Origin of the sequence: Tepidibacter sp. (genome assembly GCF_025210165.1) — a bacterium.
GTDB lineage: Bacteria > Bacillota > Clostridia > Peptostreptococcales > Peptostreptococcaceae > Tepidibacter_A.
Genome location: NZ_JAOASI010000076.1, coordinates 68,888 through 95,780 on the forward strand (window position 1 = coordinate 68,888; position 26,893 = coordinate 95,780).

Consider the following 26,893-nt stretch of genomic DNA (forward strand, 5'->3'; position numbering starts at 1 on the left):
TATTGTACAGGTCATTTATTAGACAAAATATGCTAAAATAGACATGTAATGATAATATAAGACAAAATGAACAAAAAAGTGAGGTAACAATTATGATGAAGTTATTCAAGGATTGGAAAATCAGAAGAAAAATACTTTTTGGTTTTTTGGTGATAATCACAATCTTCGTAGTGTATGGTATGAATATATATATGGTAATGAATAGAATTAATGACAAAGTGATTCCTTTAATTAGAAATATAGATAATGTACATAAGATCACATTAGAAATGAGAAGAAATGAAAAGGATTTTTTAATTAGAAAATGCGAAGATTTAGAATTTTATAAAACAGGTAAAAATGAATATATTGATAAATTTGAACTTAATTTTAAACAGTTAAAGGATACAATTAACTTAATTAAAAAAGATAAAATGATTCTTAGCAATGAAGAAGATATAAAAAATTTGAATGAAATACTGTTATTATCACAACAGTATCATGATAAATTTATACAGTTGGTTGATAAAGCAAAAACAAGAGGTTTCAATGATTATGGTCTAATTGGGAATTTAAGAAAAGCAAGCCATGATATAGAAGAATTCATGAAAAATTCACCAAATAACAGAGAGTTAAAAATATTACTTTTACAAATTAGAAGAGAAGAAAAAGACTATTTTTTAAGAAAAGATTTACAATATGCTTCTAATTTAGAAAAAAGAGTTTCTGAATTTAAAACTGTATTAATGGACTTAAATTATAATCAAAAAGCTAAATTAAATATAAATTTATTAATTGAAGAATACAAAACTAGCTTTGATAATGTAGTATCTATTGATGGAGATATAGGTTTTAAAAAGAATGAGGGACTGGTTAAAGATTATAGAGAGAAGGTCCATAGTCTTGAGCCCTTAATAAATGAAGTTCATAAAAATATTATTGATAAAATAGATGAAAATACAAAAAAAGAAATAAGGAAAATTATTATTAGTATAATTACAATTAACTCTATAGCAATTATAGTTTCATTTTATATAGCAAGTTTACTCACAAAACCGATAAAAAATATGCTTAATAGAACTCGATTAATTGCATTGGGAGATTTAACACAAGAAATAAAAGTAGATTCTAGAGATGAAATCGGTGATCTTGCATATTCACTAAGAAAGATGCAAAAAAGCTTGAAAAATTTAATTGGTAATATAAACAATACCTCAGACAATGTAACTGCATCAAGTAAACAGTTATCTATAGTTTCTGAAGAAAATGCCCAAATGTCACAACAAATAGCACAAGCTATGGAAGATTTAGCCATAGGAGTAAACTCTCAAAGAGAATATATTGAAAATACAAATGAAATAATAGTGAATTTTATGGATAAGATAAATATGGTAAATGAAAATTCGCATAAAATGGATATATTATCAAATGATGTTTCTATACAAGCTAATCTAGGTAAAGATGTTATAAATACAGCAACAAATCAAATGGATAAAATAAATATAACAACAAGTACTGCAAGCATAGAAATAAAAGAATTAAATCAGAAATTCGAAAAAGTAGATAAAATATTAGGTGTTATGTCCAATATTTCAAAGCAAACTAACCTACTTGCGTTAAATGCAGCTATAGAATCAGCTAGAGCAGGTGAAAATGGAAGAGGATTTGCAGTAGTAGCAGAAGAAATCAGAAAATTATCAGAACAATCACAAAACTCTTCTGAAGAAATACATAATCTTATAAATGATTTGCAAAATGGTATGTCTATAGTTGTAACTTCTATAGAAGATACAACTATAGAAGTTGATAGAGGTAAGAAAATAATAAATAAAACAGAAGATGCTTTTGAAAAAATATTAGAATCAATAAAAGAAACTACACAGAAAATAAAAGAAGTAAGTTGTGGGATAGAAGAAATGAGGGAGAGTGGAGAGCAGGCAACTGAATCAGTAGAAAAAATAGTAACTATTATGAATGGATTTGAAAGCAATATTCAGGAAGTAAGTGCATCAGCTGAAGAAGGAACAGCATCTATAGAAGAAATAGCAGCGACATCAGACGAATTGGCTAAGATGGCAGAAGATTTAAACTCTTTAGTACATAATTTTAAGCTTTAAATAAATTCTCAAAAAAGAAAGTTTTTTAAAACTTTCTTTTTTGATTGACAAAATATATACAAAGATATATCATATAAGCATATTAGAAAATTCTTATATGATGTATTTAAGTAAGAGGTGATTTTATGAATTTAGAAAATATGCAAGTTAAGATACTAAAAGCTATGGCTCATCCGATAAGGCTTAAGATAATAAAGAAGCTTGGAGATCAAAAACTTTGCGTATGTGAACTTAAGAAAGATGTAGAGTTTACTCAATCTAACTTATCTCAGCACCTTAAAATATTAAAGGATGCAGGTATATTAGAGAGTGAAAAAAAGGGGATTTGGATGCACTATAGGGTTAAAAATAAAGAAATTCTTGATTTAATAAACATTGTAGAAAATATGATAAGTGATAATATAAAAAATTTAAATGAAGAGTTAGGGGGAGAATAATATGGATTTTATCAATAATATACTTAAATTCACTTGGCTTAATAATTTGGTAAGACTTTTAGTCGAGAATGTATTTGGCATTTCTATGGGGACTAAAGCAGGGGATAGTATTCATTTCTTTATATATGATACTATAAAAATAGTAATACTTCTAGGAATAATGATATTCATTATATCTTATATAAGAAGTTATTTTTCACCGGAAAAAACTAAGAAGATATTAGAAAGATTTTTAGGTATATCTGGTAATATAATGGCTTCACTATTAGGTATTGTAACTCCGTTTTGTTCATGCTCATCAGTTCCGTTATTTATAGGATTTGTTGAAGCTGGAATACCTATAGGTGTTACTTTTTCTTTTTTAATAACATCGCCAATAGTGAATGAAGCTGCTTTTGCAATACTTTTAGCTTCGTTTGGATGGAAAATAGCTGTTGTATATGTTATAACTGGAGTTGTAGTTGGTGTAATTGGAGGTGTATTAATAGGAAGTCTTGGTTTAGAAGATCAAGTAGAAGAATATGTGTATCAAATAAAAATGGGAGAATCTGAAATAGAAGAATTAAACAAAAAGCAAAGAATAGATTTTGCCATTCAAAATGTAAAAGATATAATAAAAAGAATATGGATATATCTAATTATAGGAATTGGTATTGGAGCATTAATACATGGTTGGGCACCTGAAGAAATCCTTAGTAAATATGCAGGACCTAATAACCCGTTAGCTGTAATTGTAGCAGTTGTTGTTGCTATTCCTCTTTATTCTAATGCATTAGGAACTATACCTATAGCTGAAGCTTTAATAATTAAAGGAGTAGGGATAGGAACAGCACTAGCATTTATGATGGCTACAACTGCTCTATCTCTTCCGGAAATGATACTACTTAGAAAAGTTATAAAGCCTAAGCTAATAGCTGTATTTGTAGCTATAACAGGAGTTAGTATAATATTAGTTGGTTATATGTTTAATGCTATATCGCATTTACTTATATAATAGATAATATAAAGGAGGATTTAACATGAATATTAAGATATTAGGTGGAGGATGTAAAAACTGTGAAGTATTATATGAGAATACTAAGCAGGCTGTTGAAGAATTGGGAATAGAGGCAACTATTGAAAAGGTAGCTGACTTTGTTGAAATAGCTAAGTATGGAGTTATGAAAACACCAGCTATTGTCGTAGATGAGAAGGTTAAGGTATCAGGAAGAGTTGTTAAGCCTGATGAAATAAAGAAGATTCTTAAATAGATATAGATATATTAATTGAGAAAAGACACTGATTGAAACAAATAATTTCAATTAGTGTCTTTTTCATGAAATTAGACTTAGAATTGTTTTGCTTTTACTTTAACATTCATTTTTGAACCATCTGTAGTATATACATCTATTCTCCATCTTCCAGATCTATCATCTCCAAGTTGAAGTTGAACTGTTTTTCCTGGACGAATAGTACCTTTAGAACGTACTGTGTTTTTACCGTGAGTAATTCTATGTTGTACTGGGTTTGAACCGTTATTTTTTAAAGATATATTTAATGTTTTACCATCAGAGTTATCAATCCAGAAATTATCATCAAAATCGTTTGACTTAACTTTTACATCTAGAAGCAATGTGTATCTAGTTTGAGAAACTTCGTTAGGAATTATAATTTCTTCGACTACTTCTTTTTCTTGAAATATCTGGTGAACAGAAATGAAATTAATTATTATCATTAACGCAAAAATAAGTAAAGCAGTAAATGATTTTTTGAATATCATGTTAAAAACCTCCTAGTATAATTAGAAATTGAAAATTAATTCATTTTTAAAAATATAATCTTTAATAGCAAATATATTATATATTACAAAAATATTTATGCAAAGTAAAATAGTAAGTTCTGAATAATGTATGTTAAAAAACAATAGAAAAAATCTATAACAAACAGTGGGAGTATAGAAAAAAACGATTAGACAAAAATATACATATAATGATATTATTTTTATTATAAATGCATTAGGAGGAATATTAATATATGGAATTTATAAAAAAGAATAAAATAAAAATATCAATTATAGTAGCTATTATATGTGTGTATTTGTTTATACCTTCAGTCAAAATAAATATAAATCAAGCTATATTTATTTTAAGCAATGTTAATGTTGAAATGGCGAGAGAGTATATATTGTCATTTGGGATATGGGCACCTATTGTATCTTTTTTACTTATGATTTTACAATCGGTTGCAGCACCACTTCCAGCATTTATTATTACGTTTGCTAATGCAGGATTATTTGGATGGGTTAAAGGGGCTATTCTTTCTTGGTCTAGTGCTATGGCAGGAGCCGCACTTTGTTTTTATATAGCTAGAATCTTAGGAAGAAATGCAGTAGAAAAGCTTACATCTAAAACAGCCTTAAAAAGTGTAGATGAATTTTTTGGAAAATATGGTAATTATGCGATTTTAATTGCAAGATTACTGCCTTTTGTATCATTTGATATTGTAAGTTATGCAGCAGGACTTACATCTATGAGTTTTTGGTCATTCTTTATAGCTACAGGACTTGGACAACTTCCTGCTACTATTATCTATTCATATATAGGTGGTATGCTTACAGGAACTGCAAAAACTTTTGTATTTGGATTATTATGTTTATTTTCATTGAGTATATTAATAGCCCTAATTAAGAAAATTTGGGATGACAAAAAAAAATAAGGAGGAAAATATAATTGAAATCTAAAAGAATAATTCTTTTGTTGATGAGTATTTTAATGATAACTGTTTTAGTTGGATGCTCTAAAGAAAACTCAACAGTAAAAAAAGAAGATTTTGATGCTTCGATTTATGCAAATAATGATTTTTTAATAACACCTAATGAATTAAAAGATTTATTGGGAAGTGAAGAACTGGTAGTTCTTGATTGTAATAAACCGGATTTTTACAATAAGCAACATATTCCTGGCGCTGTGAGCATAGGTTTTCATGCATTCTCAGATAAAACAGGAAAACCAGGAGATTCAGGTTGGGGAACTCTTGTAAAAAAAGAAGAATTAAAGTCAAGACTTGAAGCCTTAGGGGTGGATAATGATAAAACTGTAGTATTTTATTCAAATGTATTTAAAGGACCAGGGGCTGATGGAAGAGCTGTTTGGCAGTTAAAGCAAGCTGGTATGGATAATGTAAAGATATTGGTTGGAGGACTTTCTTATTGGAATGAGTTAGGTTATGAAACAACTAATGAAGCATCAGAACCGATTCCAACTTCTGGTTTAGTTCTTAAAGACTATGATGATAGCTATAGTGCAACAAAAGAGTATATATATGAGAATCTAGGAAAACAAGTACTAATAGATGTTAGAACAGAGAAAGAATATAAAGGATCTCAAAAAGCAGGAGAGCCAAGAGGAGGTCATATCAAAGGAGCTAAGCAGTTGCTATGGACAGCTCTTTTAAATGAAAATGGAACTCCTAAATCTCCAGATGAAATCAAGACTATTATGGCTGATATGGGAGTATCTCCTAAAGATGACTTTACAGTATACTGAACTATGGGTATAAGATCTGGATATGCATCCATGATCCTCAGAGCCGTTGGCTTTGATAAAGTTAGAAATTATGAAGCTTCAATATACGAGTGGGGCGGAGATTTCGATATGCCTATGGAAAAATAGCATAATTTACTTACAAAAAAAGATTGCTCTATTAATAGAGCAATCTTTTATAATGAATAGGAAATTATATTCCGCTTTAACTTGTGGATAAATATAATTTTCGTTATGAGCCACCGTGATAGTGAGTAGACGAATTTTTTTTTAGGGAGTTGAGTTGATTTGAATAAGGTCACTATAGATTTTAAAAAAAGAATACTAATAGGTGTATTATTACTTACAATCATTATAAGTATGAAGGTTTTAGGAGTATTTGATTATTTAAGTATAGATAATGCAGAGAAAATAAAAAACTACATACATGAATTAGGGATTTTAGGACCAATAATATATATTGTATTCTTTGTTATAGGCTGTGTTGTGTTCATACCAGCACCACCTATGGCTATAATTGCTGGGATGGCATTTGGACCTATTAATGGATCTATATATACTTGTATAGGTGCACTTATAAGTGATGCATCTGCTTTTTTAATAGCAAGATATCTTGCTAAGGATTTTGTTCAAAATAGAGTTAAGACCAACAAATCACTTAGAAAAATAGATAATTTAGTAAAAAATCATGGATGGAGAATACTTATTATAACAAGATTGGTTCCTGGATTTCCGTATATGCTCCAAAGCTATGCTTATGGAATAACTAATATTAAATTCAAATCATACATTTTACTTTCTTGGGTATTGACTATGCCTGGAATAATAGCATTTGCCCTAGTAGGAGGATCTATAAATTCTTGTGAAAATATGGATAAAATCTTTGTTTGTCTTGGGGGATGTGCGATTTTAATTACTATTTTATCTTTAGTTCCTAAAATCTTAAAGAAAAAATATGATTTAATATAATATAAAATATATTTACAATTTGAATTCTTAAAGATATAATCAAAATATTGATATATGAGAGGAGATTATGAAATGTCAAAAGAAAGAGTTGCTTTTTTAGATGATCAAGGAAATAAGGTAGAGTTGGAAATAATTGAGAAGATAAATATAGAAGAAGAAAAATATGTACTTCTTGCTAAAGAAGAGAATGAGGAAGATGCATATGTTTACAAAATAGTTGAAGAAGATGGAGTAGAACAATACATTGCAGTAAATGATGATGAAGAGTTTGAAAGAGTATTAGAAGAATATAATTCTTACTTTGACGAAGAATAATAAAGAGGTGAGAAAATGGAATCTTTTGCTTTAGTACTTATGCAAAAAAATAAAGAAACACTTGAGATAGAAAAAGAAATAGGCAGCTATACTATAGGGAGCAATGTAGATTTAATAGATGGAATTTATATGACATGTGAAGATGAAAAAAATATAGTTCATCTTAAAATAACTACTGAAAAAGATGTTGAAGACTGGGAGTTTTCAGCTATATTAGACTACTATGATGATGAAGTCTTAAATGGTATAGTATTATCTGTAAAAGAAATAGAAGATGCCTATAACCCAACTTGGGAGGTAACTTTTGAATTTGTAGATTCTCAAGATGGTATGCAATCTAAAATAGAATCAATAATTGATAAGCATAAAAAAGAATTAGATGATGTTTATGCTGAAATAAAAGATAGAGAAGAAGAGTATAAATAAAGGCTGTCCAAATGGATAGTCTTTATTTAGTAAGGGGGTTTTATGTATGAAAAAATTAATTGTAAAAGAAAACTACTCAAAGGAAAATTTAAAGTGTGTATATAACGACTTATATTCTCAGTTTGAAAAAAGTGAAGTAAAGGATAAAGAGCAGTTTGATATATTGTTTGAAAATGATAATTATAAGCTTTTATTGTGTTATGATGGAAAAAAATTAATAGGTTATATTATAGTTTACATAGATATTGAAGCTAATTTAATGTGGCTAGATTATTTAGCTGTATTAGAAAATTATCATTCAAAGGGATATGGAACACAAATGATTAAGACATTGAAGAATTGGTATAAGAATTTAGATGGATGCATGATAGAGGTTGAAAAGGAAGATGATAAAGATATAAACACTTATAGAAGAATAAAGTTCTATGAAAATTTAGGATGTATAAAGCTTGATATTAATTACATTCTTCCGACTAAAGAATCAGGCCTTAGTATGCATTTGTACTATCTACCTTTTAGTAAAGAGTTAATACAGATTACTAAGGCCCTAAGTGTTATAAATTCAGCACATAGTACTATTCATTCAGATATAACTCATGTAGCTGAGATATTTACTAAGATTGAGGAGTCACTATTATAGTCCTACTAGAATTATGCCAAGTAGTTTTATAGTTAAAGCTTTCAAATACATATCTTAAAGGTATATAAGTTCTATTACCCTTTATTATAGCCTTTGTATCCATTTGAATTTTTTGACCGTTTAAATGAATATAGTCTTTGTTTATTGGTATTCTTAAATCAGTATTACCTTTAGTTGCATACACTACTTTATCTAAGCTATTATATGATATATCTACACCTATTGATTCAAGTGCTTTTCTTACAGGAACTAGGGTACGATTATTTTTATCTATAAATGGAATTCCTAGGTTATCATTTTCATTAAATATTAATTCATGATTATCAACTACAAAATACACTTTTTTACTTTTTTCATCTAGAGTAAGCTTTGCTGTTTCGTTTATAACATCGTCAATACTTTTTACTAGACTTAAATCGTCTAATGTATCTTCGTTTACATCAAACAGCATAACTCCAGATGCTTTATTAAGAGCTAGTCTTGTTTTTTCTTTTACTGTGTTTATCCCGTTATAGTAATATTTTATAGAATCTATTGTAGCTGCATCCTTATATGCATTTTCTTTATCTTGCTTTACAATATCTCTGTAAACCTTCCAAGTTGGATTTGTTGGATGAGCATAAAATGGAATACCTATTACTATTTTTTCTTTAGGAACGTCTCTGTTTAACCAATATTCTATAGATGTATCTGCAAACCAAAATGGACTATGTTGCTTATTATTCATATCATAAGCCATTATACTTATCCAATCAAAACTTTCTAAGCATTTGGTAGTTACTGATTTTGATACTGCAGGTCCTTCTTCTTTAGACCAAGCTCCATTAAGTGCTGCTGTTAGATATTTATTTTTTTCCTTTAATTTAGAACTAAGTTCTAAAACCAGTTTTTCATAATTTAAAGAGGATTGTCCAAGGTCAGGATATTCCCAATCTATTTCTACTCCATCTAAGTTATATTCATCTACAAATTTAACTATATTATTTACAAGAGATTCTCTTAGTTCATCTGATGCAGCTATTTTTTCAAATCTATTGTCTAGTGGAGTGTAAGCTTCATCAAACCATCCGCCAACAGCTATTAATACTTTAACGTTATTTTCATGACCTTTTTTAACTAGCTTTTTTAGTTCATCAGGTTTTTTTATTGGAACTAGAGAACCGTCCTCTTTTGGTATTAAAAAAGCATATATTATATGAGTTAGTTTATCGTATTGAATATTTGTTTCAACCGAATCTTTGAATATGTCTGAACAGTATGCAACTACCTTAAAATTATTTTTTTCTTGAGAAAATATGTAATTTGGATAAAATGATAAATTCAATATGCAAATTAAAGATAATATTGCACAAGAAAATCTTTTGAAAATATTCATTTTTAGTCACCTCCGAATTTAATATAGATACAATAAAAATTATATCATATACATTAAAAGTAAATGTTACAAAAGAATTACAAAATATATTGCAAATTATAAATATATACTAAAACATTTAAATTATGGTAAAAAGTTCTAAAGAAATAAGTTCTATAATACGATATATATATAATAGTAACTTACTATAGGAAAGAAGGATATATTATGCTAGGTTTTAATTCTATAGGGATGAGAATGATAAATCATATGAATTATTTAAATTCAAGAAATTCTGTATTAATGGAGAGATTGAGCACTGGAAAAAGAATAAATAGAGCAGCTGATGATCCAGCTGGGCTTGCTATTTCTGAAAAGATGAAGGCACAAATAAGGGGTCTTAGCATGGCTCAAAGAAATGTTCAAGATGGAATTTCTATGATACAAACAGCTGAGGGAGCAATGAGTGAAGTTCATAATATGCTTCAAAGAATGGATGAATTAGCAGTTCAAGCTTCAAATGGAACGTATACAGATAAAGATAGAGAAAATCTAGATTCAGAGTTCCAACAATTAAAGGATGCAATTACAGAAATATCAAAAGGTACAGAATTTAATAATAAAAAGCTTATTGATGGATCACAAAAAAGTGAAGGGATTACGCTACAGGTAGGCCAAAATGCAGGAGCTTCTTTAAAAGTAAAGATGGGAGATTTGTCAGAAATAGGGCTTAATATAGATGAGATTGATATATCCAATCAGCAAAATGCACAAGATGCGATAGAAAAAGTAAAAACAGCTGTTAAAAGTGTATCTAGAGAAAGGTCTTCTTTAGGGGCTATGCAAAATAGACTTGAGCATATTTTAAATAACCTAAGCAACTACGAAGAAAACTTAACAGCAGCATATAGCCGTATAACTGATGCTGATATGGCTAAAACTATGATGGAGTATACTAAAAACCAAATATTGATGCAGGTATCCCAAGCTATGCTAGCTCAACATATGAAGATGGAAAAAGAAAGAATGCTAGGATTGCTTAGAGTTTTAGATGCTTAAATTATACTTATTCATTATAAAAAAGTAAGTTGTTCTATTTTTTTGTCTGATAGATTGGATACACTAAGTCCTATAAGCCTTATATCATCGTTTATATTTATTTCTTTTAATAAGTTGCATGCTATAGAGTATATTTCATCATAAGAATCTGTGTAGTGATGAATTGTTTTACTTTTTGTGTGACTAAAAAAGTCTGATGTCTTTATCTTAATTGTTATAGTCTTAGATAGTATATATTGTTTTTTTAATGTATATGATATGTCTTTGCTAAATAATGACAAGAAGTGCATAAGATATTCTATGTCGTCTGTATTTGATGAAAGAGTAGTTTCTCTTCCTAAAGATTTTGTTCGGCGATTAGGATGAACAGGTCTATTGTCTATACCTAAGAGTCGATTATAAAGTTCCCAAGACTGGTTTTTGAATAAATCTATAAAGTAATCTTTTGGAAGCTTTAATAAATCATTCACTGTATATACCCCTATGTTGTTTAGCTTATCTATTGATTTTTTCCCTATTCCATATACTATTTTTATAGAAAGTGGTTTTAGTATTTCTGGGACCATTTCTTCATTTATGACCTTAATTCCATTTGGTTTATTCCAATCTGAGGCAAGCTTTGCTAAAAATTTATTGTGAGATATTCCAACTGATATAGTAAGTCTTGTTTTTTTAAAAACTTCACTTTTTATATAATGTCCTATGTCAATTGGAGAAGTAGTTATATTAGATACGTCAAGATAAGCCTCATCTATTGATAATGGTTCTACTATGTCTGTTACATTATATAGAATATCAAATACTTGATTAGAAACTTCCTTATATCTCCAATACCTAACTGGTAAAAATATACCATTAGGACACTTTTTAGCAGCAATAAATCCTGGCATAGCAGATTTAACACCATATTTTCTAGCTTCATAAGAACATGTGCAAACAACTCCTTTACTAGTTCTACCTCCAACTATTACTGGTTTACCCTTAAGAGAAGGATTATCTACTTGTTCTACACTGGCAAAAAAAGCGTCCATATCTACATGTATTATTTTACGACTCATACAATCACCTACTTGTTATAAAATAAGAACATAAGTTCTGGACTATTATATCATATTTATATAAAAAGCACTATGCATTAAATAATCTACACATATAATGAAAATTATGGTAATATTTAGAGGTATACAAATTATAAGAGGAGGTAAATGGTATGAACAATAAAAGACTTGAAAAAGTATTAAAAAAAATGGAATATAAAAATATACCTCAAATGTTAGTATCAGATCCAGCTGCTATATTTTATTTAACAGGAAAATGGTTTCACCCAGGAGAAAGATTACTAGCTTTATATATAAATACGAGTGGAGAAAACAAGTTATTTGTAAATGAATTATTCCCTGTAAATGAAAATCTAGGGGTTGAAATAGTTTGGTATAATGATACTCAAGATGGAGTGGAGATTATATCAAAGTATGTAGATAAAACAAATACTATTGGTGTAGATAAAAACTGGCCAGCTCGCTTCTTATTAAGACTTATGGAACTTGAAGGTGGAAGCAAATTTGTAAATGGTTCTATGATTTTAGATAGAGTTAGAATGTGTAAAGACGATGAAGAAAAGAATTTAATGAGAGAGGCATCTAGACTTAATGATATAGCTGTTGAAAGAATGATAGAATCTGTATCAAATAATTTATCTGAGAAGAAAATGGCTGATTTATTAAATAATATATATGAAGAAATAGGAGCTGATGGATTTTCTTTTGATCCTATTATAGCTTATGGAGAAAATGCAGCTAATCCTCACCATGAACCATCTAATACTATTATTAAAGAAGGAGATAGTATAATTATAGATATTGGATGTGTTAAAGATTCATATTGTTCAGATATGACAAGAACTGTATTTTATAAATCTGTATCTGATAAGGCTAAAGAAGTATATAATACTGTTTTAGAGGCAAATAAAAAGGCTATATCAATAGTTAAGCCTGGTATTAAATTTAGTGAAATAGATTTAGCTGCTAGAAATTATATAGAAGATAAAGGCTATGGAAAGTATTTTACACATAGAACAGGACATTCAATAGGCATAGAGGTACATGACTTTGGTGATGTTTCATCTGTTAATAATGATGAAGTAGCACCTGGAATGATATTTTCAATAGAGCCAGGTATATATATACCTGGAGAGGTTGGAGTTAGAATAGAAGATTTAGTACTTGTTACTGAAGATGGATGTGAAGTTCTTAATAAATATAGTAAGGATCTTAAGGTAATAGGATAAAAAAATAGAGATTAAATTAAAAATAACGCTTTATGCTGTGGCATAAAGTGTTATTTTTTGTCATACTTATATAATTCATATTTTTCTATTATTGATATAAGCTTTTGAGGATAATTTGGATCGGTAGAATAACCACATGCATAAAGTGCAATGGCCTGTTCTTTATAATCCTTACATTGTTTTAGTGCTTCGTATCGTTTAGCCTTTCCTAGTAAGTCCGTATAGTCCTCAACGGATTTTGAATATGAATCATAAGATCTAAAACTTTGAACTACTTCTATTTTTTTATTGTTTACAAATTCATTAGTTACAAAATCTACCTTACTTTTATAGTTTTTGCCTGCCTTTATTCCGAATAAGTTTTTTCCGTCTTGAGTTAATTTGGATTTTCCCCAGTTGCTCTCAAGAATTGCTTGTGCAATTGTGATGCTTGGATATATATTGTATTTTTTATAACCATAGTGTGACTTTGAATATATAAGATGTATAAATTCATCTTTTGTCTTGAAATTTTCATTAGATAAATCGGGTAATGGTGTTGATAATTTAAATAAAAATAGTATTAACATAGAACTTAAAATAAAAAAAAATGCAGATGCAACAATAAAGACTATACTTGTTTTATTTTTCATTCGAATCTCCCTTTTAATAATAATATATATATAATTATATATTATTAAAAGGCTTAATAAAATAATAAATAGTCATATTAAATCATTTTTCCAGAATCTCTAGTTTGTATTAACTCACTAGGGAAAGGTTCGAATATAGTTTGATCACGTAAATACTCGTTTTCAAATCTCATAACCCACGAATGTATCATTGTTAATGGTACACAAAATGGAATTTTCTTATCGTTATATTTTTCTAATGTTTCTAAGAAAAAAGCCTTTTCGCTTGACGATAGATACTTTGAAAAATATCCAAATAAATGGAGCAGCATATTAATATTTCTATTTGGCTTAGATGATATGGACAAAGCCTTATTAAGATATATTTCATATTCGTGTATTATATCAGATATATCTTTTGACTGAGTATTAGCAGTTAACTTTCCCATTTTTTTTAAATATCCAGGGCTGTGAGCCATTAAAAGATATTTATTTTTACTTTGAAAATCTATAAGAGATTTCATACTATTATGTTTCTGGACATTCTTAAACTCTGATTTTGTAAATATCTTTGTTAAAAAATGTTCTCTTATGTTAAAATTGGTAAGTCTTCCATCGTCCTCAACTACTGCATCTGGGAAGTATTCATAGACTTTACTTGCAAATAATCCGACACCTTTTTTTGGAAGAGAGGGGGATTTTCCATGAGACTTATAAACTTTAACATCTTTTACACCACAAGATGGAGAGCGACTTTTTAAAATAAATCCATCTATATCATTATCACAGAGATTTTTTAAGAAGGAATGAGAGAAGGTATCCATTTTCTCAGTTAAATCATCTCCATTTTTAGAAAAAACCAAATCAAAATTATCTGTATTATCTTTTGAAATTAGGCGTAAGGTATCTCTAGGAGTAGAAAGACCTATACTTGTTTCAGGGCATACCGTGATAAAATTAACATAAGATTGTAGAGTTTTTATAAAATCGTTATTTATTTTAGATCCATCATATCTACAATTATCATGCTCTATACATTTACTCAGTATAATATTAGGAGTTGTAAAATCTCTCATAAAAATGCTCCTTTCATATTTTAATGGATATACTTATTATGGTTTGTATTTTTTGAGAATATATTTATATTAATGCAAATTAATAAATAATGTTATATAATTTTATAATAAATAATTAAAATGAGTCAATATCTATTTAATATCAAATTATTGAGGGGAGAAAAAAATGTTTATAAAATTTACTTTAAGGATATCTATATTATTAACAAGTTTAATTGTATTATTTCTATTATTAGTTGTAATTACAGATTATAGACCAGATGAAATTAGTTTTATTGAAATTAATGATAATAAAGAAGAGATAGTAAAGTTAGATAATACTATGAGTATAACTACATTTAATATTGGGTTTGGAGGGCTTGATAAAAACCAAGATTTTTTTATGGATGAAGGTAAAATGTCAAGATCATATAGCAAGGAAAAAACTTATGAGAATGTAGAAGGAGTATCAGATTATTTAAAAGGCAAAAATTCTGATTTTTGTTTTGTTCAAGAAATAGATGAAAAAGCTACTAGAACATATTATATAAATGAGTACGAAAAAATAAAGGAAAAACTTTATAAATATAGTAATTCGTATGCTTATAACTACAAAGTTTTGTGGATACCTGTACCTGTTAAAAAGCCTCATGGATATGTAAAGGCTGGTCTTTCTACTTTTTCGAAATATGATATAAGTAAGGCGACTAGGTATCAATTACCAGGTAAGGAATCTTTTTTAAGACAGCTATTTTTATTAGATAGATGCTTTATAGAAAGCAGACTTAAAGTAGATGATTCTGATAAAGAACTTGTATTAATAAATGTTCACTTATCAGCTTATGATAAGGGAGGACTTATAAGAAAGCAACAATTATCTTATCTGAAAGAACATATACAAAACGAGTACGATAAAGGAAACTATGTTTTAGTAGGAGGAGATTGGAATCATAAAATAGGTAAGACGAATTTTAAAAGTGAGGTAGAAGCTAGGTGGTTACAGGAAATGCCTAGTGATTTTAAACCAGAGACTTTTAAATGGTCAATTGACCCTCTTACTCCAACTGTAAGAAGTCTGGATTCTCCTTATAAAGAAGGATATAACTTTGTTGAAACTATAGATGGATTTTTGGTTTCTGATAATATAGAGGTATTAGATGTAAAGGGAGATGATTTACGATTTGAACACAGCGATCATAACCCTGTGACTATGGAATTTAAGTTAAAGTAAAAATTCGCTTAGAAATAAAAAGTTTAGGGATGATATTATGCTTGAGGAATTTAAGGTTAAGGGCAATGATGGTGTATATATTACTGTTCACAAGTGGGCAAATGTAGAAAATCCAGTAGGATGTGTTTTAATACTTCACGGTATGGCTGAGCATTCATTAAGATATGATGAATTTAGTAGGGTATTAAATGAAAATGGATACATTGTATATGCTAGTGATCATAGAGGGCATGGAAAAACAGGAATAGAACACAATCAAATAGGTCATTTTTGTGAAAATGGATGGGATAATATAATAAGTGATATAAAAAATATAATAGGTTATATAAAAAAAGAAAATAATAAGCCTATTATATTATTTGGACATAGCATGGGATCCTTATTAGCAAGAACTTGTATTCAAGAATTTTCAAATGAATTTAGAGCTGTTATTTTATCTGGAACAACAACAGGTGGAAATTTTTTAAAAAGAAATATGGGATATATTATATCTAAAATATATGCAGGTATATATGGGTATAATAAAAAAGCAGAGTTTGTGGATAAATTAACTTTTGGAAATTACAACAAATACTTTTATCCTAACAAAACAGAGTTTGATTGGTTATCATCTGATAAAGATAAGGTAGATGAATATGTTAAAGATACTTTATGTGGATTTGTATGCAGTGCAGGATTGTATGTTAATTTGCTAAAAGGAGTTAAATTAACTATAAATAAAAACAATATAAATAAAATATCTAAAAAATTGCCTATATTAATAATATCAGGAGATAAGGATATGGTTGGATCAAATTCAAACGATGTATCTAAGCTATATAATATCTATAAAAAAGCAGGTATTAAAAATGTAGAGTTGAAGATATATATAAATGGAAGACATGAAATTTTAAATGAACTAAATAGACAGGAAGTATATAAAGCTATAGTTAAATGGATAGAAAATTTAAAGTATTGATAGATAAAAATATATATTATAAAATATAATTATTATTTTAGTATTAGTTATGGAGATGATTTGATATGAAATTATGTTCAAAATGCAATAAGAATATTGCAGTTGTATTTACGTCTACGGTTGAAAATGGGAAATCAGAAATTAAAGGATTGTGTATAGAATGTGCTAAAAAAACTGGCCTTCCAATAATCGATCAATTGATGCAGCAAACAGGTATGAATGAAGAAGATATACAAAATTTAACAGGTCAGATGAACTCTGTAATAGAGGGAATGGATATGGATGATTTTGATGAGAATAGTATGTTTTCAAAGATGTTTGGTAATATGCAAAAACAAGAAGATATAGATGGGATAGAAGATATAGAAAATACAGAAGATATAGAAAAGAAAACGGATAAAAAAAGTAAAAAGAAAAAATACAAGAATAAGTTTCTTAATATGTATGGAACTAACTTAACTGAAAAAGCAAAAAATAATGAAGTTGATAGAATAATTGGAAGAAATAGAGAGATAGATAGAGCAATACAGATATTAAATAGAAGAAATAAAAATAATCCTATATTAATAGGAGAGCCTGGAGTTGGAAAAACTGCTATAGCAGAAGGACTTGCAGTTAGAATAGTTCAAAAAGAGGTTCCAGCAAAATTATTTGATGCTCAAATATATCTTCTGGATTTAACTGCTGTTGTTGCAGGAACTCAGTTTAGAGGACAATTTGAAGGTAGAATGAAAAATATAATCAATGAAGCTAAAGCAAATGAGAATGTTATACTAGTAATAGATGAAATACATAACATTATGGGTGCAGGTGAAGTTCAAGGTGGGGCTATGAATGCTGCAAATATATTAAAGCCATCACTTGCTAAGGGAGAAATTCAATTAATAGGAGCTACAACTCTTGAAGAATATAAAAAGCATATAGAAAAGGATGCAGCCCTTGAGAGAAGGTTTCAACCTGTATTAGTTGAAGAGCCTACAGTTGATGAAACTATAGAAATTTTAAAAGATATTAAGAGTTATTATGAAGATTACCACAATGTTAAGGTATCGGATGAAGTAATAGTTGCGGCAACTAATTTGTCAAAGAGATATATAACGGATAGATTCTTACCTGATAAAGCTATAGATATAATAGATGAGGTTGGTTCAAGAGCTAACCTAAAGAATCAAGGTCTTATAGAAATACAAGCTTTAAAAGAAGAATTAGAGAAGGTTCAAATAGAAAAAGAAGAAGCATCAAACAGTAATGACTATGAAAAAGCAGCAGAGTGCAAGATGAAGCAATGTAAAATAGAAGAAGATATTGAAGATATACAAGCAAAATGCTCAGATGTAGAGATTACAGTAGAAGATGTAGCATTTGTAATAGAGTCTTGGACTAAGATTCCTGTTCAAAAGATTACTCAATCAGAGGCTACTAGGCTTTTAAATCTGGAAAATAGACTTCATAAAAGAGTAATAGGGCAGCATAATGCAATTACAAGTATATCAAAAGCTATAAGACGTAATCGCTCAGGATTTAGAAAAAAGAAAAAACCATCTTCATTTATATTTGTAGGTCCTACTGGTGTTGGTAAAACAGAACTTGTGAAAACTTTAGCTGTTGAATTATTTGGAAGCGAAGAAGCTCTTATAAGAATAGATATGTCTGAATACATGGAAAAACATACAGTTTCAAAATTAATAGGTGCCCCTCCAGGATATGTTGGATATGATCAAGGAGGTCAGTTAACGGAGAAAATAAGAAGAAAGCCTTATTCTGTTATACTTTTAGATGAAATAGAAAAAGCTCATCAAGATGTATTCAATATGTTGCTTCAAATCCTTGAGGATGGAAGACTTACTGACAGTCAAGGAAGAACTGTATTCTTTGAAAATAGTGTAATAATAATGACATCTAATGCTGGAACAAACTTCAAATCAGGTTCTATAGGATTTAATAGCGATGCTTATGATGAACTTGAAACTAGAGTTAATGATGCTTTAAAGAAAACATTTAGACCAGAATTTCTAAATAGAATAGATGAAACTATAGTATTCACTAAGCTTACTAAAGATGAATTATCTAAAATAGTAGAATTAATGATAAATGAAGTGGTTGAAGAAGCGAAGGAAAAAGACATGAGTATAAAAATTTCTGATGAGGTTAAAGATTTTATACTTGAAAAAGGATATGATGATAAATACGGAGCTAGACCTTTAAGAAGAACGATTCAAAAGTATATAGAAGATGAGATAGCAGAAAAATATCTTAAAGGAGAACTAAATGAAGGGGCTTGTATAAACATAGAAATGAAAGATGAAAAAGTATATATAAGTTAAAATAGTTTAAGGTTGATAATTGAATTAGGTGTTTAAGCAGAAAATAACGTTCATCGAAATACTGTTACTTAATCAAAAGTAGCCAATATTTCAATGAGCGTTATTTTTGAAATATAAAAACTAATACCAATAACCTTTACACATATACTATAAAGTAATATACTTTAACTTGAATCTTTTAAAATTAATAATGGGAAAAGAAGGGGAATTTATGAAAACTAAAATTTATTCTATTATTGCAATAATTTTAACTGTTACTATGTGGGGACTATCTTTTTTGAGCATAAAAATAACTTTAAATGTATTCGGACCTATGACGCTTGCTACTCTGAGGTTTTTAATAGCGTCAAGTATATTGTTTGTTGTAATTAAAATAAAGGAGCCGGATACTAAGCTTAAAAGAGAAGATGTAAAATCTATGGCGGTGGCAGGAATCTTTGGTGTTGCTGTATATTATTGCTTTGAAAATTATGGTATTAAATATATAAGCTCGTCTCACGCATCATTAATAACAGGAACTATACCTATATTTTCTTTAATATTTGACAGTATTATATTAAAAAATAAATTGAGTTTTAATAATCTGTTAGGAGTTGTATTCTCAATAATTGGAATATATTTCATAATAGGGGGAAATATAAGATTAGAAAAAAAAGAAACATTAGGATATATACTTATGTTTGGAGCTGTTTTTTCATGGGTGTTTTATAATTATACAACCAAGAATTTATTTGAAAAATACTCACAATTAGCGATTGTATTCTATCAGATAATATTTGGAACCATAGTACTAATTCCGTTTGCATTGTTTGAAAATAACAATTGGCATTTGATAAATCATACTATAGTATACAACTTTTTATATCTAGCTTTATTTTGCTCTGCTATTGCATACGTTTTGTATATGTATGCTTTAGAAAATCTTGGATCTACAGTTACAACATTGTATTTGAATTTTTCACCTGTTGTAACAGTTTTAGGAGGATATTTTATATTTAACGAAACAATAGATAAAAATCAGATGATAGGGACGATATTGATAGTATTATCTGTTTATGTAGTTAATTTAAATTTATCATATTATGATATTGTAAAACTAATAAAATCTAAAATAATGAATTATGAGTCAAAAAAAATTGATGTAAAATAATCTGAACGGGGGAATTTCATGAGTGAACGTATTTCAATTCCTAGATACATAAAAATAGCAGTTGATGTAGCAACTCGTATCTATAAAGGAAGCATACACGAAGGAGAAAAATTAAGAGGAAGATCTATATTAGCTTCTGAATACAATGTATCTCCTGAAACAATTAGAAAAGCTATGAAGGTTTTAGAGGATAGAGAAGTAGTTAGAGTTAGTAAGGGAAGTGGAATAATTGTATTATCAAAATATAAAGCAGGGGAAGTAATTCAAAGTTTTAGAAATAGTGAAGAGACAATAAGCGATCTAAGACAAAACCTTAAGAATTTAATGGATCAAAAAAAAGAAATAGAAAAAAGAATACAGGAAACTATGGAAAGAATTATAGACTTATATAAATTCAAAAGATCTGAAATAATAGATCCCATACAAATTCAATTAAAAGAAGAGTATCATATTATAGGAAAAACTATAGGTGAATGTAAAATATGGGAAAACACTGGAGCAACCATACTAGGAGTTTTAAGAAATGGTAAAATGATTTTATCTCCTGGGCCGAATCTTGAATTTAAGTTAGGTGATAGTTTGATAATAGTAGGAGATTTAGGGGTTTTAGATAAGATAAATGAATACTTGAAAATTGTATAGATACAATATTATAATTTCTTAAGAATAAAAAAGTTATGATATAATTATGATAGTGATTTAGGAGGTGATATAGTGAGAAATCGACCTATTGGTATATTTGATTCAGGTATGGGAGGTATTAGTGTTTTAAGAGAAACAAAAAAACTAATGCCCAACGAAGATTATATATACTACGGTGATTCCCAAAATATACCTTATGGGAAAAAAACTAAGGAAGAGCTAGAAAAAATATGTTTAGATATAGGAGATTATTTTATAGATAGAGGAGTTAAGTCTATAGTTATAGCATGTAACACAGCTACTAGTGCTGTTGTAGATAAATTTAGAAATAGCTACAATATACCTATTATAGGAATTGAACCTGCATTAAAACCTGCCGTTGAAGTTTATAAAAGTGGGAAGATTGTAGTTTTAGCTACAGAAGTAACTTTAAAAGAAAATAAGTTTAACTCGCTTATGGATAAATATAAAAATAAAGCTGAGATTATTAAGGTTCCAGCTCCAAAACTTGTAACTGTAGTAGAAAATGGTATTACAGAAGGAAATCAGGTAGAAGAATCTATAAAAGAGTTATTTGAAGATATTAATATGAATGAAATATCTTCCATTGTGCTCGGATGTACACACTACATATTCTTGAAAGATGCTATAAAAAAGGTTTTAGGAAATAGAGTGAAACTTATAGATGGTGGTTTTGGAACTGCACAAAATCTAAAAAATATATTATCTAGAAGGGATCTTCTGTCTGATAAAGTTATAGATGGTGGAGTAGAGATTGTAAATTCATCAGAAGATGAATCAAAAATAGAATTATCTTATAAATTATTAAACATGTAAAAGGAAGGATTATCAATCCTTCCTTTTACATGTTTATGCACTTTTAGATGAGTTTGAAGCTTCCCAGCATTCTATATTTTCTAGACCTTCGATGCTATCTGAATAAAACACAGGGTCTTTCCCTTCTCTTTTTTGAGATACATAATCTTTTAATGCTGCAAATGCTATCTTACCAAGTTGAGAAATAGCTATTAGATTTATTAAAGCCATTAAACCCATGAATAAATCTGCCATATCCCAAACAATTTGAACCTTAGCAACTGAACCGAATATAACCATACCTACTACTGACAATCTATATATTAATAAATAAGTTTTGTTAGTGTTTATAAACTCAATATTAGTTTCACCATAATAGTAATTACCTATTATAGAACTAAAGGCAAATAATAAAATACAAGCAGCTATAAAAGTATGTCCCCAAGAGCCTACTTGAGAACTTAAAGCAGTTTGTGTAAGTTGTATACCAGTTAAACCTTCTGTTGAATAAGCTCCAGATAGAAGGATTATAAATGCAGTTGAGCTACATATTAAAATTGTATCAGTAAATACTCCTAGTGTTTGAATTAAACCTTGTTTAACAGGGTGAGATACTTCGGCTGTTGCAGCTGCATTTGGAGCAGATCCCATACCAGCCTCATTAGAGAAAAGACCTCTTTTAATACCTTGCATTAAAGCAGCACCAATTCCTCCACCTATTGCAGCCTTCATACCAAATGCACTAGTTAAAATAAGTGAGAATACTGATGGTATTAAAGCAATATTTTTTATAATTACAAATGAAGCTACTAATATATAAGCTACTGCCATTACAGGAACTATTAATTCTGTAACCTTTGCAATTCTTGTAACTCCACCAAATATTATAATTGATGTAAGTACAGCTAAATTTAATCCAATTATAATTCTATTTAATCCAAATGCTTCTTCAAAAGCAAGTGAAATAGTGTTTGATTGTACAGCATTGAAAACAAGACCAAAGCATAACGTTATTAGTATTGAGAATAAAACTCCCATCCATCTCTTATTTAAAGCTTTTTCCATATAATAAGCTGGACCACCACGATATCCGTTTTCATCTTTAATTTTATAAATCTGAGCTAGCGTACTCTCAACAAAACTTGATGCAGCCCCTATTAAAGCTATAATCCACATCCAAAATACAGCACCTGGACCACCAATTGAAATAGCTAATGCAACACCAGCTAAGTTACCAGTTCCAACTCTAGAAGCTGTACTTATACAAAATGCTTGAAATGAAGAAACACCTTGTTTTTCATCAGATGAATTACTAGAGCTATCTCCTAATAACCTAAACATTTCTCCTAAAAATTTAAACTGAACAAAGTTAGACTTAAATGTAAAATAAACACCAATTGTAATAAGTAAAACTATAAGAACATATTGCCAAAGTATAGTGTTTCCTACAGAAACTATTTTTTCTAAAAAATTTAACATACTACCACTTCCTTTACCAAAACTTTAAAAATTATATTATTGCTTAATAAAATTTAGCATCAATTGAAATAATTGTACCAAAAAATAAATATTATATCAAATTTCTTTTTATTCTGAATTTTACAAAATATGAAATGTATATTGAAAAGGTACTTATTGTGATTGAAATCATTGCATATAAAATGAATTAAGAGATTTTAGGATAAAAATTTTCATAAAAAAAATCAATAATTTATGAATTGATTAAAAAAAATTATTCATATAAATTTTCATAAAAATTATATAAACAAAAAATAATACAAATAAAATTCCAAAATATAAAAAATAAAACAAATATTTGGATATTTATTATATAATAATTGTATTAAATAACATTAATTTCAAAAAACTACAGATAAGAAAGGAGAATATTATATGAAAATTAAATTTAAAAGTATAAGAAATAAATTTATATTTAGTATTTTTTTGATTGCTTTAATAATAATAGGAGCTATTGATGGTTTTATTTATTATAAAATGATATCAAAATCTACAAGAGACTATTTAAATGATTCTATGGAAAGAATGAATATGGTTAATGCATCTATGAATATATTCTATAACCAAGTTGATAAAGATATAGATATGATATCTAGTGATGTATTAGTTAAAAATATAGATGATAGTGTAACTACATATATACAAAATAATAATGAGGTATTAATGACGCCATCTCAAAATGGAGGAATAGAACAGAAAATATACGATATGTTTGAACATTATGCAAGTGTTCATGAAGGAACTGTATTTGTGTATGTTGCTACAAATGATGGGAGATATATTCAATGGCCTCAGACGAATATACAACCTAATTATGATCCCAGGGAAAAGAATTGGTATAAGATGGCTATAGATTCAAATGGACAAGTAGCAAGAACTAAACCATATATGAGTGAATTTAAAAAAGATAAAATTATTATAAGTAATGTTAAATCCTTTAAAGATAAGAATGGAAATTTAAAGGGGATGGTCGGTATAGACGTAGATGACTCATTGGTAAGCGATGTATTAAAAAATTCAAAAACAGGACAAACTGGATTTTATATGCTTTTAAATGATGAAGGTACTGTATTAGCAGATGGTAATAATAAGAAGAATAATTTAAAAAATATAAGTGAGATTGGAATAAATGGGTTAGAAAAAATTTTAGAACCAAAAAAAGAAGCGTTTTCTATTTATATGAATGATAAGAAATATTTGGTGAATCCATATAAAATACAAGAGTCTGATTGGATATTAGCATCTTTCATAATGGAAGAAGAGCTACAATCAAGTACAATTGAAATTGTTAGAACTATAATAATGATATCATTATTAATATTTTTTATAATAGGAATATGTATATATATATTGTCAAATAAAATGATACAACCTATACTTGCATCTTCTAAATATATTGAAAAGATAGGAACTGGAGATTTTTCTGTAGTGATTGAACCAAAATATATGAAAATAGAAGATGAAGTTGGAACTACTATAAGAGGAATTGCATCTATGAAGGATTCATTAAAAAGACTTATTGAGCAGGTAAAGCAAGAAGCAGATAATATAAACTTAGATGTAAGTGGTATACTTGAAGATGTAGATAATTTAAATAATAACATAGAAGGTATATCTATAACAACTCAGGAATTATCAGCTAATATGGAGGAAACTGCTGCATCTACTGAAAAGATAACCTTTGTATCGAAGAATATAGAGGATTCTGCTAAAAATATAAATTTAAAATCGGAAGAAGGAGCTGATGCGGCTAGAAAAATAAGCCAAAGAGCTAAGAAAACAAAGGAGAATGTCGTTGATTCTATAAATAAGGCATCTAGTATTATAGTTAAAGGAAAAAATGAAGTTTATAAAGCTATTGAAGAGGCTAAGGTAGTTGAGGAAATAAACTTATTATCTGAATCTATAATGCAAATAACAGAACAGACAAATTTACTTGCCCTAAATGCATCGATAGAGGCAGCTAGAGCAGGCGAATATGGAAGTGGATTTGCAGTTGTAGCTGATGAGATAAGGAAGCTTGCAGAACAGTCAAAAGATACTGTTGGAAAAATTCAAGGTGTAACTGAAAAAGTAAAATATTCTGTAGAGAATTTATCTCAAAGCTCTAATTTTCTTTTGAAGTTTGTATCAAGTGAAGTGGACAAAGATTACAAGACTATGTTGAGGGTTGCTGAGGATTATGCACTTGATGCAGATTATGTAGATGGATTAGTTAAAGAGTTTGATGAAACATCAAAACAACTGCTAAATGCTCTACAAAATATTACTAGCTCTATAGAAGGCATATCTTATGCATCTGTTGAAGGTGCTGAGGGAACTAGTAATATTGTAAATAAAATATATGATATAAATGTAAAGTCAAGTGAGGTTATGAATAAATCGTTAAAATCTAAGGAAAGTGCTAATAAACTAAAGGAAGAAATTGATAAATTTAAGATATAATAAATAGAGATGAAGCAATAGCTTCATCTCTATTTATGTTCATGTTCAGAAAGATGGGTAATACAATATTCATAGTGACCACTACATTTAGAACAGTATCTAAATTCCATATTTGGATCGTCCTTGTCTGTTATTCCACATATAGTACACTTATGAAAATAATCTTTTCTATTTATATTAGTTATATTAGATTTGAACTGTTTTTTTCTGTTATAAGCATTTCTTCTGTTTTTAGCATCATATAAATTACTTTTTCCAAAAAATATAAAGTAATTTATTATAGATACTATAGCTGTTAATTTAAACAATACAGGTGAAAATATAATTGTATATCCTATAAAAATCCAATTTAAGAAAGATAAATATTTAACTTTAATTGGAAGGATAAAAAATAAACGAAATTCATAATCAGGATATATTTTAGCAAATGCTAAAAAGATAGATAGATTTAAGTAGGTAGCATTAACAGGAGAGTTGATTATAAATGCTACTACTGTAGTTCCAATCATACCTAACAAATAGTATAGATTGAATTTAAAGCTACCCCATTCGTACTCAAGTGCAGAACCGAGAGAATAATAGATATAAAGTCTAAAAAATATCCAAATTGGAGAAGTCAAAGGTGGTATGAAAATGTAGGTTATAAGTCTCCAAATTTGACCTTTCATAACTAAACTTGGGCTGAGCTCAAGTAAATATATTAGATTATAAGAGTTTGTTATGTAATAGATACCATATATAAGTGTTGATAACCCTATTATATAATACATTAAATTTTCGATTGCAAGATGTCTATATTTTCGTTCTAACTTATCTATCCAGTTCATTAGATGACCTCCTTTTGTAAACAAAATACACTATATTATAACATATATAATATATATTGACCAAAAATGGGATTTAATATTTAGAATAAGCAATCACTTTATAAATTAAAAGCTATAACTATCCGAGAAATTTAATAGAACTTCAAAGATGCTGGGTATAGGAAGAAGTACTTTTTTCATCGTCATTAGAATTCTTATTATGCATCTCTATA

27 protein-coding genes are annotated in these 26,893 nt (G+C 28.2%); 20 read left to right on the forward strand and 7 right to left on the reverse strand.

Annotated elements, in window-relative coordinates:
• Window positions 1–92 precede the first annotated feature (92 nt).
• From N4A48_RS12970 to N4A48_RS12985, 4 genes are all read left to right on the forward strand, one after another.
• Window positions 93–2,096, forward strand: a complete 2,004-nt coding sequence (locus N4A48_RS12970; protein WP_293666623.1) for a methyl-accepting chemotaxis protein — start codon at window positions 93–95, stop codon at window positions 2,094–2,096.
• 125 nt (window positions 2,097–2,221) lie between these two features.
• A complete protein-coding gene (locus N4A48_RS12975; protein WP_293666625.1) occupies window positions 2,222–2,533 on the forward strand; it encodes an ArsR/SmtB family transcription factor in 312 nt (103 codons plus the stop codon).
• Between the two features lies 1 nt (window position 2,534).
• A complete protein-coding gene (locus N4A48_RS12980) occupies window positions 2,535–3,527 on the forward strand; it encodes a permease (protein WP_293666626.1) in 993 nt (330 codons plus the stop codon).
• Window positions 3,528–3,552: 25 nt separating this feature from the next.
• A complete protein-coding gene (locus tag N4A48_RS12985) occupies window positions 3,553–3,783 on the forward strand; it encodes a thioredoxin family protein (RefSeq protein WP_293666628.1) in 231 nt (76 codons plus the stop codon).
• 77 nt (window positions 3,784–3,860) lie between these two features.
• Here N4A48_RS12985 and N4A48_RS12990 read toward each other — a convergent pair whose 3' ends face one another.
• Window positions 3,861–4,292: a hypothetical protein gene (locus N4A48_RS12990; protein WP_293666630.1), complete on the reverse strand. Its 432-nt coding sequence runs from the start codon at window positions 4,290–4,292 to the stop codon at window positions 3,861–3,863.
• Between the two features lie 254 nt (window positions 4,293–4,546).
• Between N4A48_RS12990 and N4A48_RS12995 the strand changes: the two genes are divergently transcribed.
• The 7 genes from N4A48_RS12995 (at window position 4,547) to N4A48_RS13025 (ending at window position 8,404) form a co-directional block, all read left to right on the forward strand.
• Window positions 4,547–5,227 (forward strand): TVP38/TMEM64 family protein, encoded by a 681-nt coding sequence (locus N4A48_RS12995; RefSeq protein ID WP_293666632.1) that lies wholly within the window; start codon window positions 4,547–4,549, stop codon window positions 5,225–5,227.
• Window positions 5,228–5,241: 14 nt separating this feature from the next.
• The gene (locus N4A48_RS13000) at window positions 5,242–6,057 is read left to right on the forward strand and encodes a sulfurtransferase (protein ID WP_293666634.1); all 816 of its coding nucleotides are present in this window, start codon (window positions 5,242–5,244) and stop codon (window positions 6,055–6,057) included.
• Window positions 6,058–6,060: 3 nt separating this feature from the next.
• The gene (locus tag N4A48_RS13005) at window positions 6,061–6,183 is read left to right on the forward strand and encodes a hypothetical protein (RefSeq protein WP_293666636.1); all 123 of its coding nucleotides are present in this window, start codon (window positions 6,061–6,063) and stop codon (window positions 6,181–6,183) included.
• A gap of 159 nt (window positions 6,184–6,342) precedes the next feature.
• Window positions 6,343–7,023 (forward strand): TVP38/TMEM64 family protein, encoded by a 681-nt coding sequence (locus tag N4A48_RS13010; RefSeq protein WP_293666638.1) that lies wholly within the window; start codon window positions 6,343–6,345, stop codon window positions 7,021–7,023.
• A gap of 72 nt (window positions 7,024–7,095) precedes the next feature.
• Window positions 7,096–7,338, forward strand: a complete 243-nt coding sequence (locus N4A48_RS13015) for a DUF1292 domain-containing protein (protein WP_293666640.1) — start codon at window positions 7,096–7,098, stop codon at window positions 7,336–7,338.
• Window positions 7,339–7,353: 15 nt separating this feature from the next.
• A complete protein-coding gene (locus N4A48_RS13020; RefSeq protein ID WP_293666641.1) occupies window positions 7,354–7,764 on the forward strand; it encodes a DUF6762 family protein in 411 nt (136 codons plus the stop codon).
• A gap of 46 nt (window positions 7,765–7,810) precedes the next feature.
• Window positions 7,811–8,404, forward strand: coding sequence for a GNAT family N-acetyltransferase (locus tag N4A48_RS13025; protein ID WP_293666642.1), 594 nt, complete (start codon window positions 7,811–7,813; stop codon window positions 8,402–8,404).
• Here the strand turns inward: N4A48_RS13025 and N4A48_RS13030 are convergent.
• Entirely contained in the window at window positions 8,379–9,779 is a 1,401-nt protein-coding gene (locus tag N4A48_RS13030; protein WP_293666643.1) for a glycosyl hydrolase family 18 protein, read from the reverse strand. The genes N4A48_RS13025 and N4A48_RS13030 overlap by 26 nt on opposite strands.
• A 207-nt stretch (window positions 9,780–9,986) precedes the next feature.
• On the opposite strand from N4A48_RS13030, the gene N4A48_RS13035 reads away from it, so the two are divergent.
• Entirely contained in the window at window positions 9,987–10,817 is an 831-nt protein-coding gene (locus tag N4A48_RS13035) for a flagellin N-terminal helical domain-containing protein (protein WP_293666645.1), read from the forward strand.
• A 14-nt stretch (window positions 10,818–10,831) separates the two neighbouring features.
• Here N4A48_RS13035 and N4A48_RS13040 read toward each other — a convergent pair whose 3' ends face one another.
• Entirely contained in the window at window positions 10,832–11,875 is a 1,044-nt protein-coding gene (locus tag N4A48_RS13040; protein WP_293666647.1) for a DNA polymerase IV, read from the reverse strand.
• Between the two features lie 152 nt (window positions 11,876–12,027).
• On the opposite strand from N4A48_RS13040, the gene N4A48_RS13045 reads away from it, so the two are divergent.
• The gene (locus N4A48_RS13045) at window positions 12,028–13,104 is read left to right on the forward strand and encodes a M24 family metallopeptidase (RefSeq protein WP_293666649.1); all 1,077 of its coding nucleotides are present in this window, start codon (window positions 12,028–12,030) and stop codon (window positions 13,102–13,104) included.
• A 50-nt stretch (window positions 13,105–13,154) separates the two neighbouring features.
• Here the strand turns inward: N4A48_RS13045 and N4A48_RS13050 are convergent, their stop codons facing one another.
• Together N4A48_RS13050 and N4A48_RS13055 are read right to left on the reverse strand one after the other, a co-directional pair.
• Window positions 13,155–13,736, reverse strand: a complete 582-nt coding sequence (locus N4A48_RS13050; RefSeq protein ID WP_293666651.1) for a glycoside hydrolase family 73 protein — start codon at window positions 13,734–13,736, stop codon at window positions 13,155–13,157.
• Between the two features lie 77 nt (window positions 13,737–13,813).
• The gene (locus N4A48_RS13055; RefSeq protein ID WP_293666653.1) at window positions 13,814–14,791 is read right to left on the reverse strand and encodes a YbgA family protein; all 978 of its coding nucleotides are present in this window, start codon (window positions 14,789–14,791) and stop codon (window positions 13,814–13,816) included.
• Between the two features lie 166 nt (window positions 14,792–14,957).
• On the opposite strand from N4A48_RS13055, the gene N4A48_RS13060 reads away from it, so the two are divergent.
• The 6 genes from N4A48_RS13060 (at window position 14,958) to murI (ending at window position 21,912) form a co-directional block, all read left to right on the forward strand.
• Window positions 14,958–16,001, forward strand: a complete 1,044-nt coding sequence (locus N4A48_RS13060; protein ID WP_293666655.1) for an endonuclease/exonuclease/phosphatase family protein — start codon at window positions 14,958–14,960, stop codon at window positions 15,999–16,001.
• A 37-nt stretch (window positions 16,002–16,038) separates the two neighbouring features.
• Complete coding sequence (locus tag N4A48_RS13065; protein WP_293666657.1) at window positions 16,039–16,959, forward strand: alpha/beta hydrolase; 921 nt, start codon at window positions 16,039–16,041, stop codon at window positions 16,957–16,959.
• Window positions 16,960–17,024: 65 nt separating this feature from the next.
• A complete protein-coding gene (locus tag N4A48_RS13070) occupies window positions 17,025–19,283 on the forward strand; it encodes an ATP-dependent Clp protease ATP-binding subunit (protein ID WP_293666659.1) in 2,259 nt (752 codons plus the stop codon).
• A 211-nt stretch (window positions 19,284–19,494) separates the two neighbouring features.
• Window positions 19,495–20,433, forward strand: a complete 939-nt coding sequence (locus N4A48_RS13075; RefSeq protein WP_293666661.1) for a DMT family transporter — start codon at window positions 19,495–19,497, stop codon at window positions 20,431–20,433.
• Window positions 20,434–20,451: 18 nt separating this feature from the next.
• Window positions 20,452–21,075 (forward strand): TrkA C-terminal domain-containing protein, encoded by a 624-nt coding sequence (locus N4A48_RS13080; RefSeq protein WP_293666663.1) that lies wholly within the window; start codon window positions 20,452–20,454, stop codon window positions 21,073–21,075.
• 72 nt (window positions 21,076–21,147) lie between these two features.
• Window positions 21,148–21,912 (forward strand): glutamate racemase, encoded by a 765-nt coding sequence (gene murI / locus N4A48_RS13085; RefSeq protein WP_293666665.1) that lies wholly within the window; start codon window positions 21,148–21,150, stop codon window positions 21,910–21,912.
• Between the two features lie 33 nt (window positions 21,913–21,945).
• Here murI and N4A48_RS13090 read toward each other — a convergent pair whose 3' ends face one another.
• Window positions 21,946–23,370 (reverse strand): alanine/glycine:cation symporter family protein, encoded by a 1,425-nt coding sequence (locus N4A48_RS13090; protein WP_293666666.1) that lies wholly within the window; start codon window positions 23,368–23,370, stop codon window positions 21,946–21,948.
• A 414-nt stretch (window positions 23,371–23,784) separates the two neighbouring features.
• Between N4A48_RS13090 and N4A48_RS13095 the strand changes: the two genes are divergently transcribed.
• Entirely contained in the window at window positions 23,785–25,854 is a 2,070-nt protein-coding gene (locus N4A48_RS13095) for a methyl-accepting chemotaxis protein (RefSeq protein WP_293666668.1), read from the forward strand.
• A gap of 29 nt (window positions 25,855–25,883) precedes the next feature.
• Here the strand turns inward: N4A48_RS13095 and N4A48_RS13100 are convergent, their stop codons facing one another.
• Window positions 25,884–26,681, reverse strand: a complete 798-nt coding sequence (locus N4A48_RS13100; protein ID WP_293666669.1) for a rhomboid family intramembrane serine protease — start codon at window positions 26,679–26,681, stop codon at window positions 25,884–25,886.
• Window positions 26,682–26,893: the final 212 nt, after the last annotated feature.

What these genes read in the sequence shown, in the direction of transcription:
- N4A48_RS12970 (WP_293666623.1), top strand. Translation starts at nt 93, where the DNA reads ATGATGAAGTTATTCAAGGATTGGAAAATCAGAAGAAAAATACTTTTT.
- N4A48_RS12975 (WP_293666625.1), top strand. Translation starts at nt 2,222, where the DNA reads ATGAATTTAGAAAATATGCAAGTTAAGATACTAAAAGCTATGGCTCAT.
- N4A48_RS12980 (WP_293666626.1), top strand. Translation starts at nt 2,535, where the DNA reads ATGGATTTTATCAATAATATACTTAAATTCACTTGGCTTAATAATTTG.
- N4A48_RS12985 (WP_293666628.1), top strand. Translation starts at nt 3,553, where the DNA reads ATGAATATTAAGATATTAGGTGGAGGATGTAAAAACTGTGAAGTATTA.
- N4A48_RS12990 (WP_293666630.1), bottom strand. Translation starts at nt 4,292, where the DNA reads ATGATATTCAAAAAATCATTTACTGCTTTACTTATTTTTGCGTTAATG.
- N4A48_RS12995 (WP_293666632.1), top strand. Translation starts at nt 4,547, where the DNA reads ATGGAATTTATAAAAAAGAATAAAATAAAAATATCAATTATAGTAGCT.
- N4A48_RS13005 (WP_293666636.1), top strand. Translation starts at nt 6,061, where the DNA reads ATGGGTATAAGATCTGGATATGCATCCATGATCCTCAGAGCCGTTGGC.
- N4A48_RS13015 (WP_293666640.1), top strand. Translation starts at nt 7,096, where the DNA reads ATGTCAAAAGAAAGAGTTGCTTTTTTAGATGATCAAGGAAATAAGGTA.
- N4A48_RS13020 (WP_293666641.1), top strand. Translation starts at nt 7,354, where the DNA reads ATGGAATCTTTTGCTTTAGTACTTATGCAAAAAAATAAAGAAACACTT.
- N4A48_RS13025 (WP_293666642.1), top strand. Translation starts at nt 7,811, where the DNA reads ATGAAAAAATTAATTGTAAAAGAAAACTACTCAAAGGAAAATTTAAAG.
- N4A48_RS13030 (WP_293666643.1), bottom strand. Translation starts at nt 9,779, where the DNA reads ATGAATATTTTCAAAAGATTTTCTTGTGCAATATTATCTTTAATTTGC.
- N4A48_RS13035 (WP_293666645.1), top strand. Translation starts at nt 9,987, where the DNA reads ATGCTAGGTTTTAATTCTATAGGGATGAGAATGATAAATCATATGAAT.
- N4A48_RS13040 (WP_293666647.1), bottom strand. Translation starts at nt 11,875, where the DNA reads ATGAGTCGTAAAATAATACATGTAGATATGGACGCTTTTTTTGCCAGT.
- N4A48_RS13045 (WP_293666649.1), top strand. Translation starts at nt 12,028, where the DNA reads ATGAACAATAAAAGACTTGAAAAAGTATTAAAAAAAATGGAATATAAA.
- N4A48_RS13050 (WP_293666651.1), bottom strand. Translation starts at nt 13,736, where the DNA reads ATGAAAAATAAAACAAGTATAGTCTTTATTGTTGCATCTGCATTTTTT.
- N4A48_RS13055 (WP_293666653.1), bottom strand. Translation starts at nt 14,791, where the DNA reads ATGAGAGATTTTACAACTCCTAATATTATACTGAGTAAATGTATAGAG.
- N4A48_RS13060 (WP_293666655.1), top strand. Translation starts at nt 14,958, where the DNA reads ATGTTTATAAAATTTACTTTAAGGATATCTATATTATTAACAAGTTTA.
- N4A48_RS13065 (WP_293666657.1), top strand. Translation starts at nt 16,039, where the DNA reads ATGCTTGAGGAATTTAAGGTTAAGGGCAATGATGGTGTATATATTACT.
- N4A48_RS13070 (WP_293666659.1), top strand. Translation starts at nt 17,025, where the DNA reads ATGAAATTATGTTCAAAATGCAATAAGAATATTGCAGTTGTATTTACG.
- N4A48_RS13075 (WP_293666661.1), top strand. Translation starts at nt 19,495, where the DNA reads ATGAAAACTAAAATTTATTCTATTATTGCAATAATTTTAACTGTTACT.
- N4A48_RS13080 (WP_293666663.1), top strand. Translation starts at nt 20,452, where the DNA reads ATGAGTGAACGTATTTCAATTCCTAGATACATAAAAATAGCAGTTGAT.
- N4A48_RS13090 (WP_293666666.1), bottom strand. Translation starts at nt 23,370, where the DNA reads ATGTTAAATTTTTTAGAAAAAATAGTTTCTGTAGGAAACACTATACTT.
- N4A48_RS13095 (WP_293666668.1), top strand. Translation starts at nt 23,785, where the DNA reads ATGAAAATTAAATTTAAAAGTATAAGAAATAAATTTATATTTAGTATT.
- N4A48_RS13100 (WP_293666669.1), bottom strand. Translation starts at nt 26,681, where the DNA reads ATGAACTGGATAGATAAGTTAGAACGAAAATATAGACATCTTGCAATC.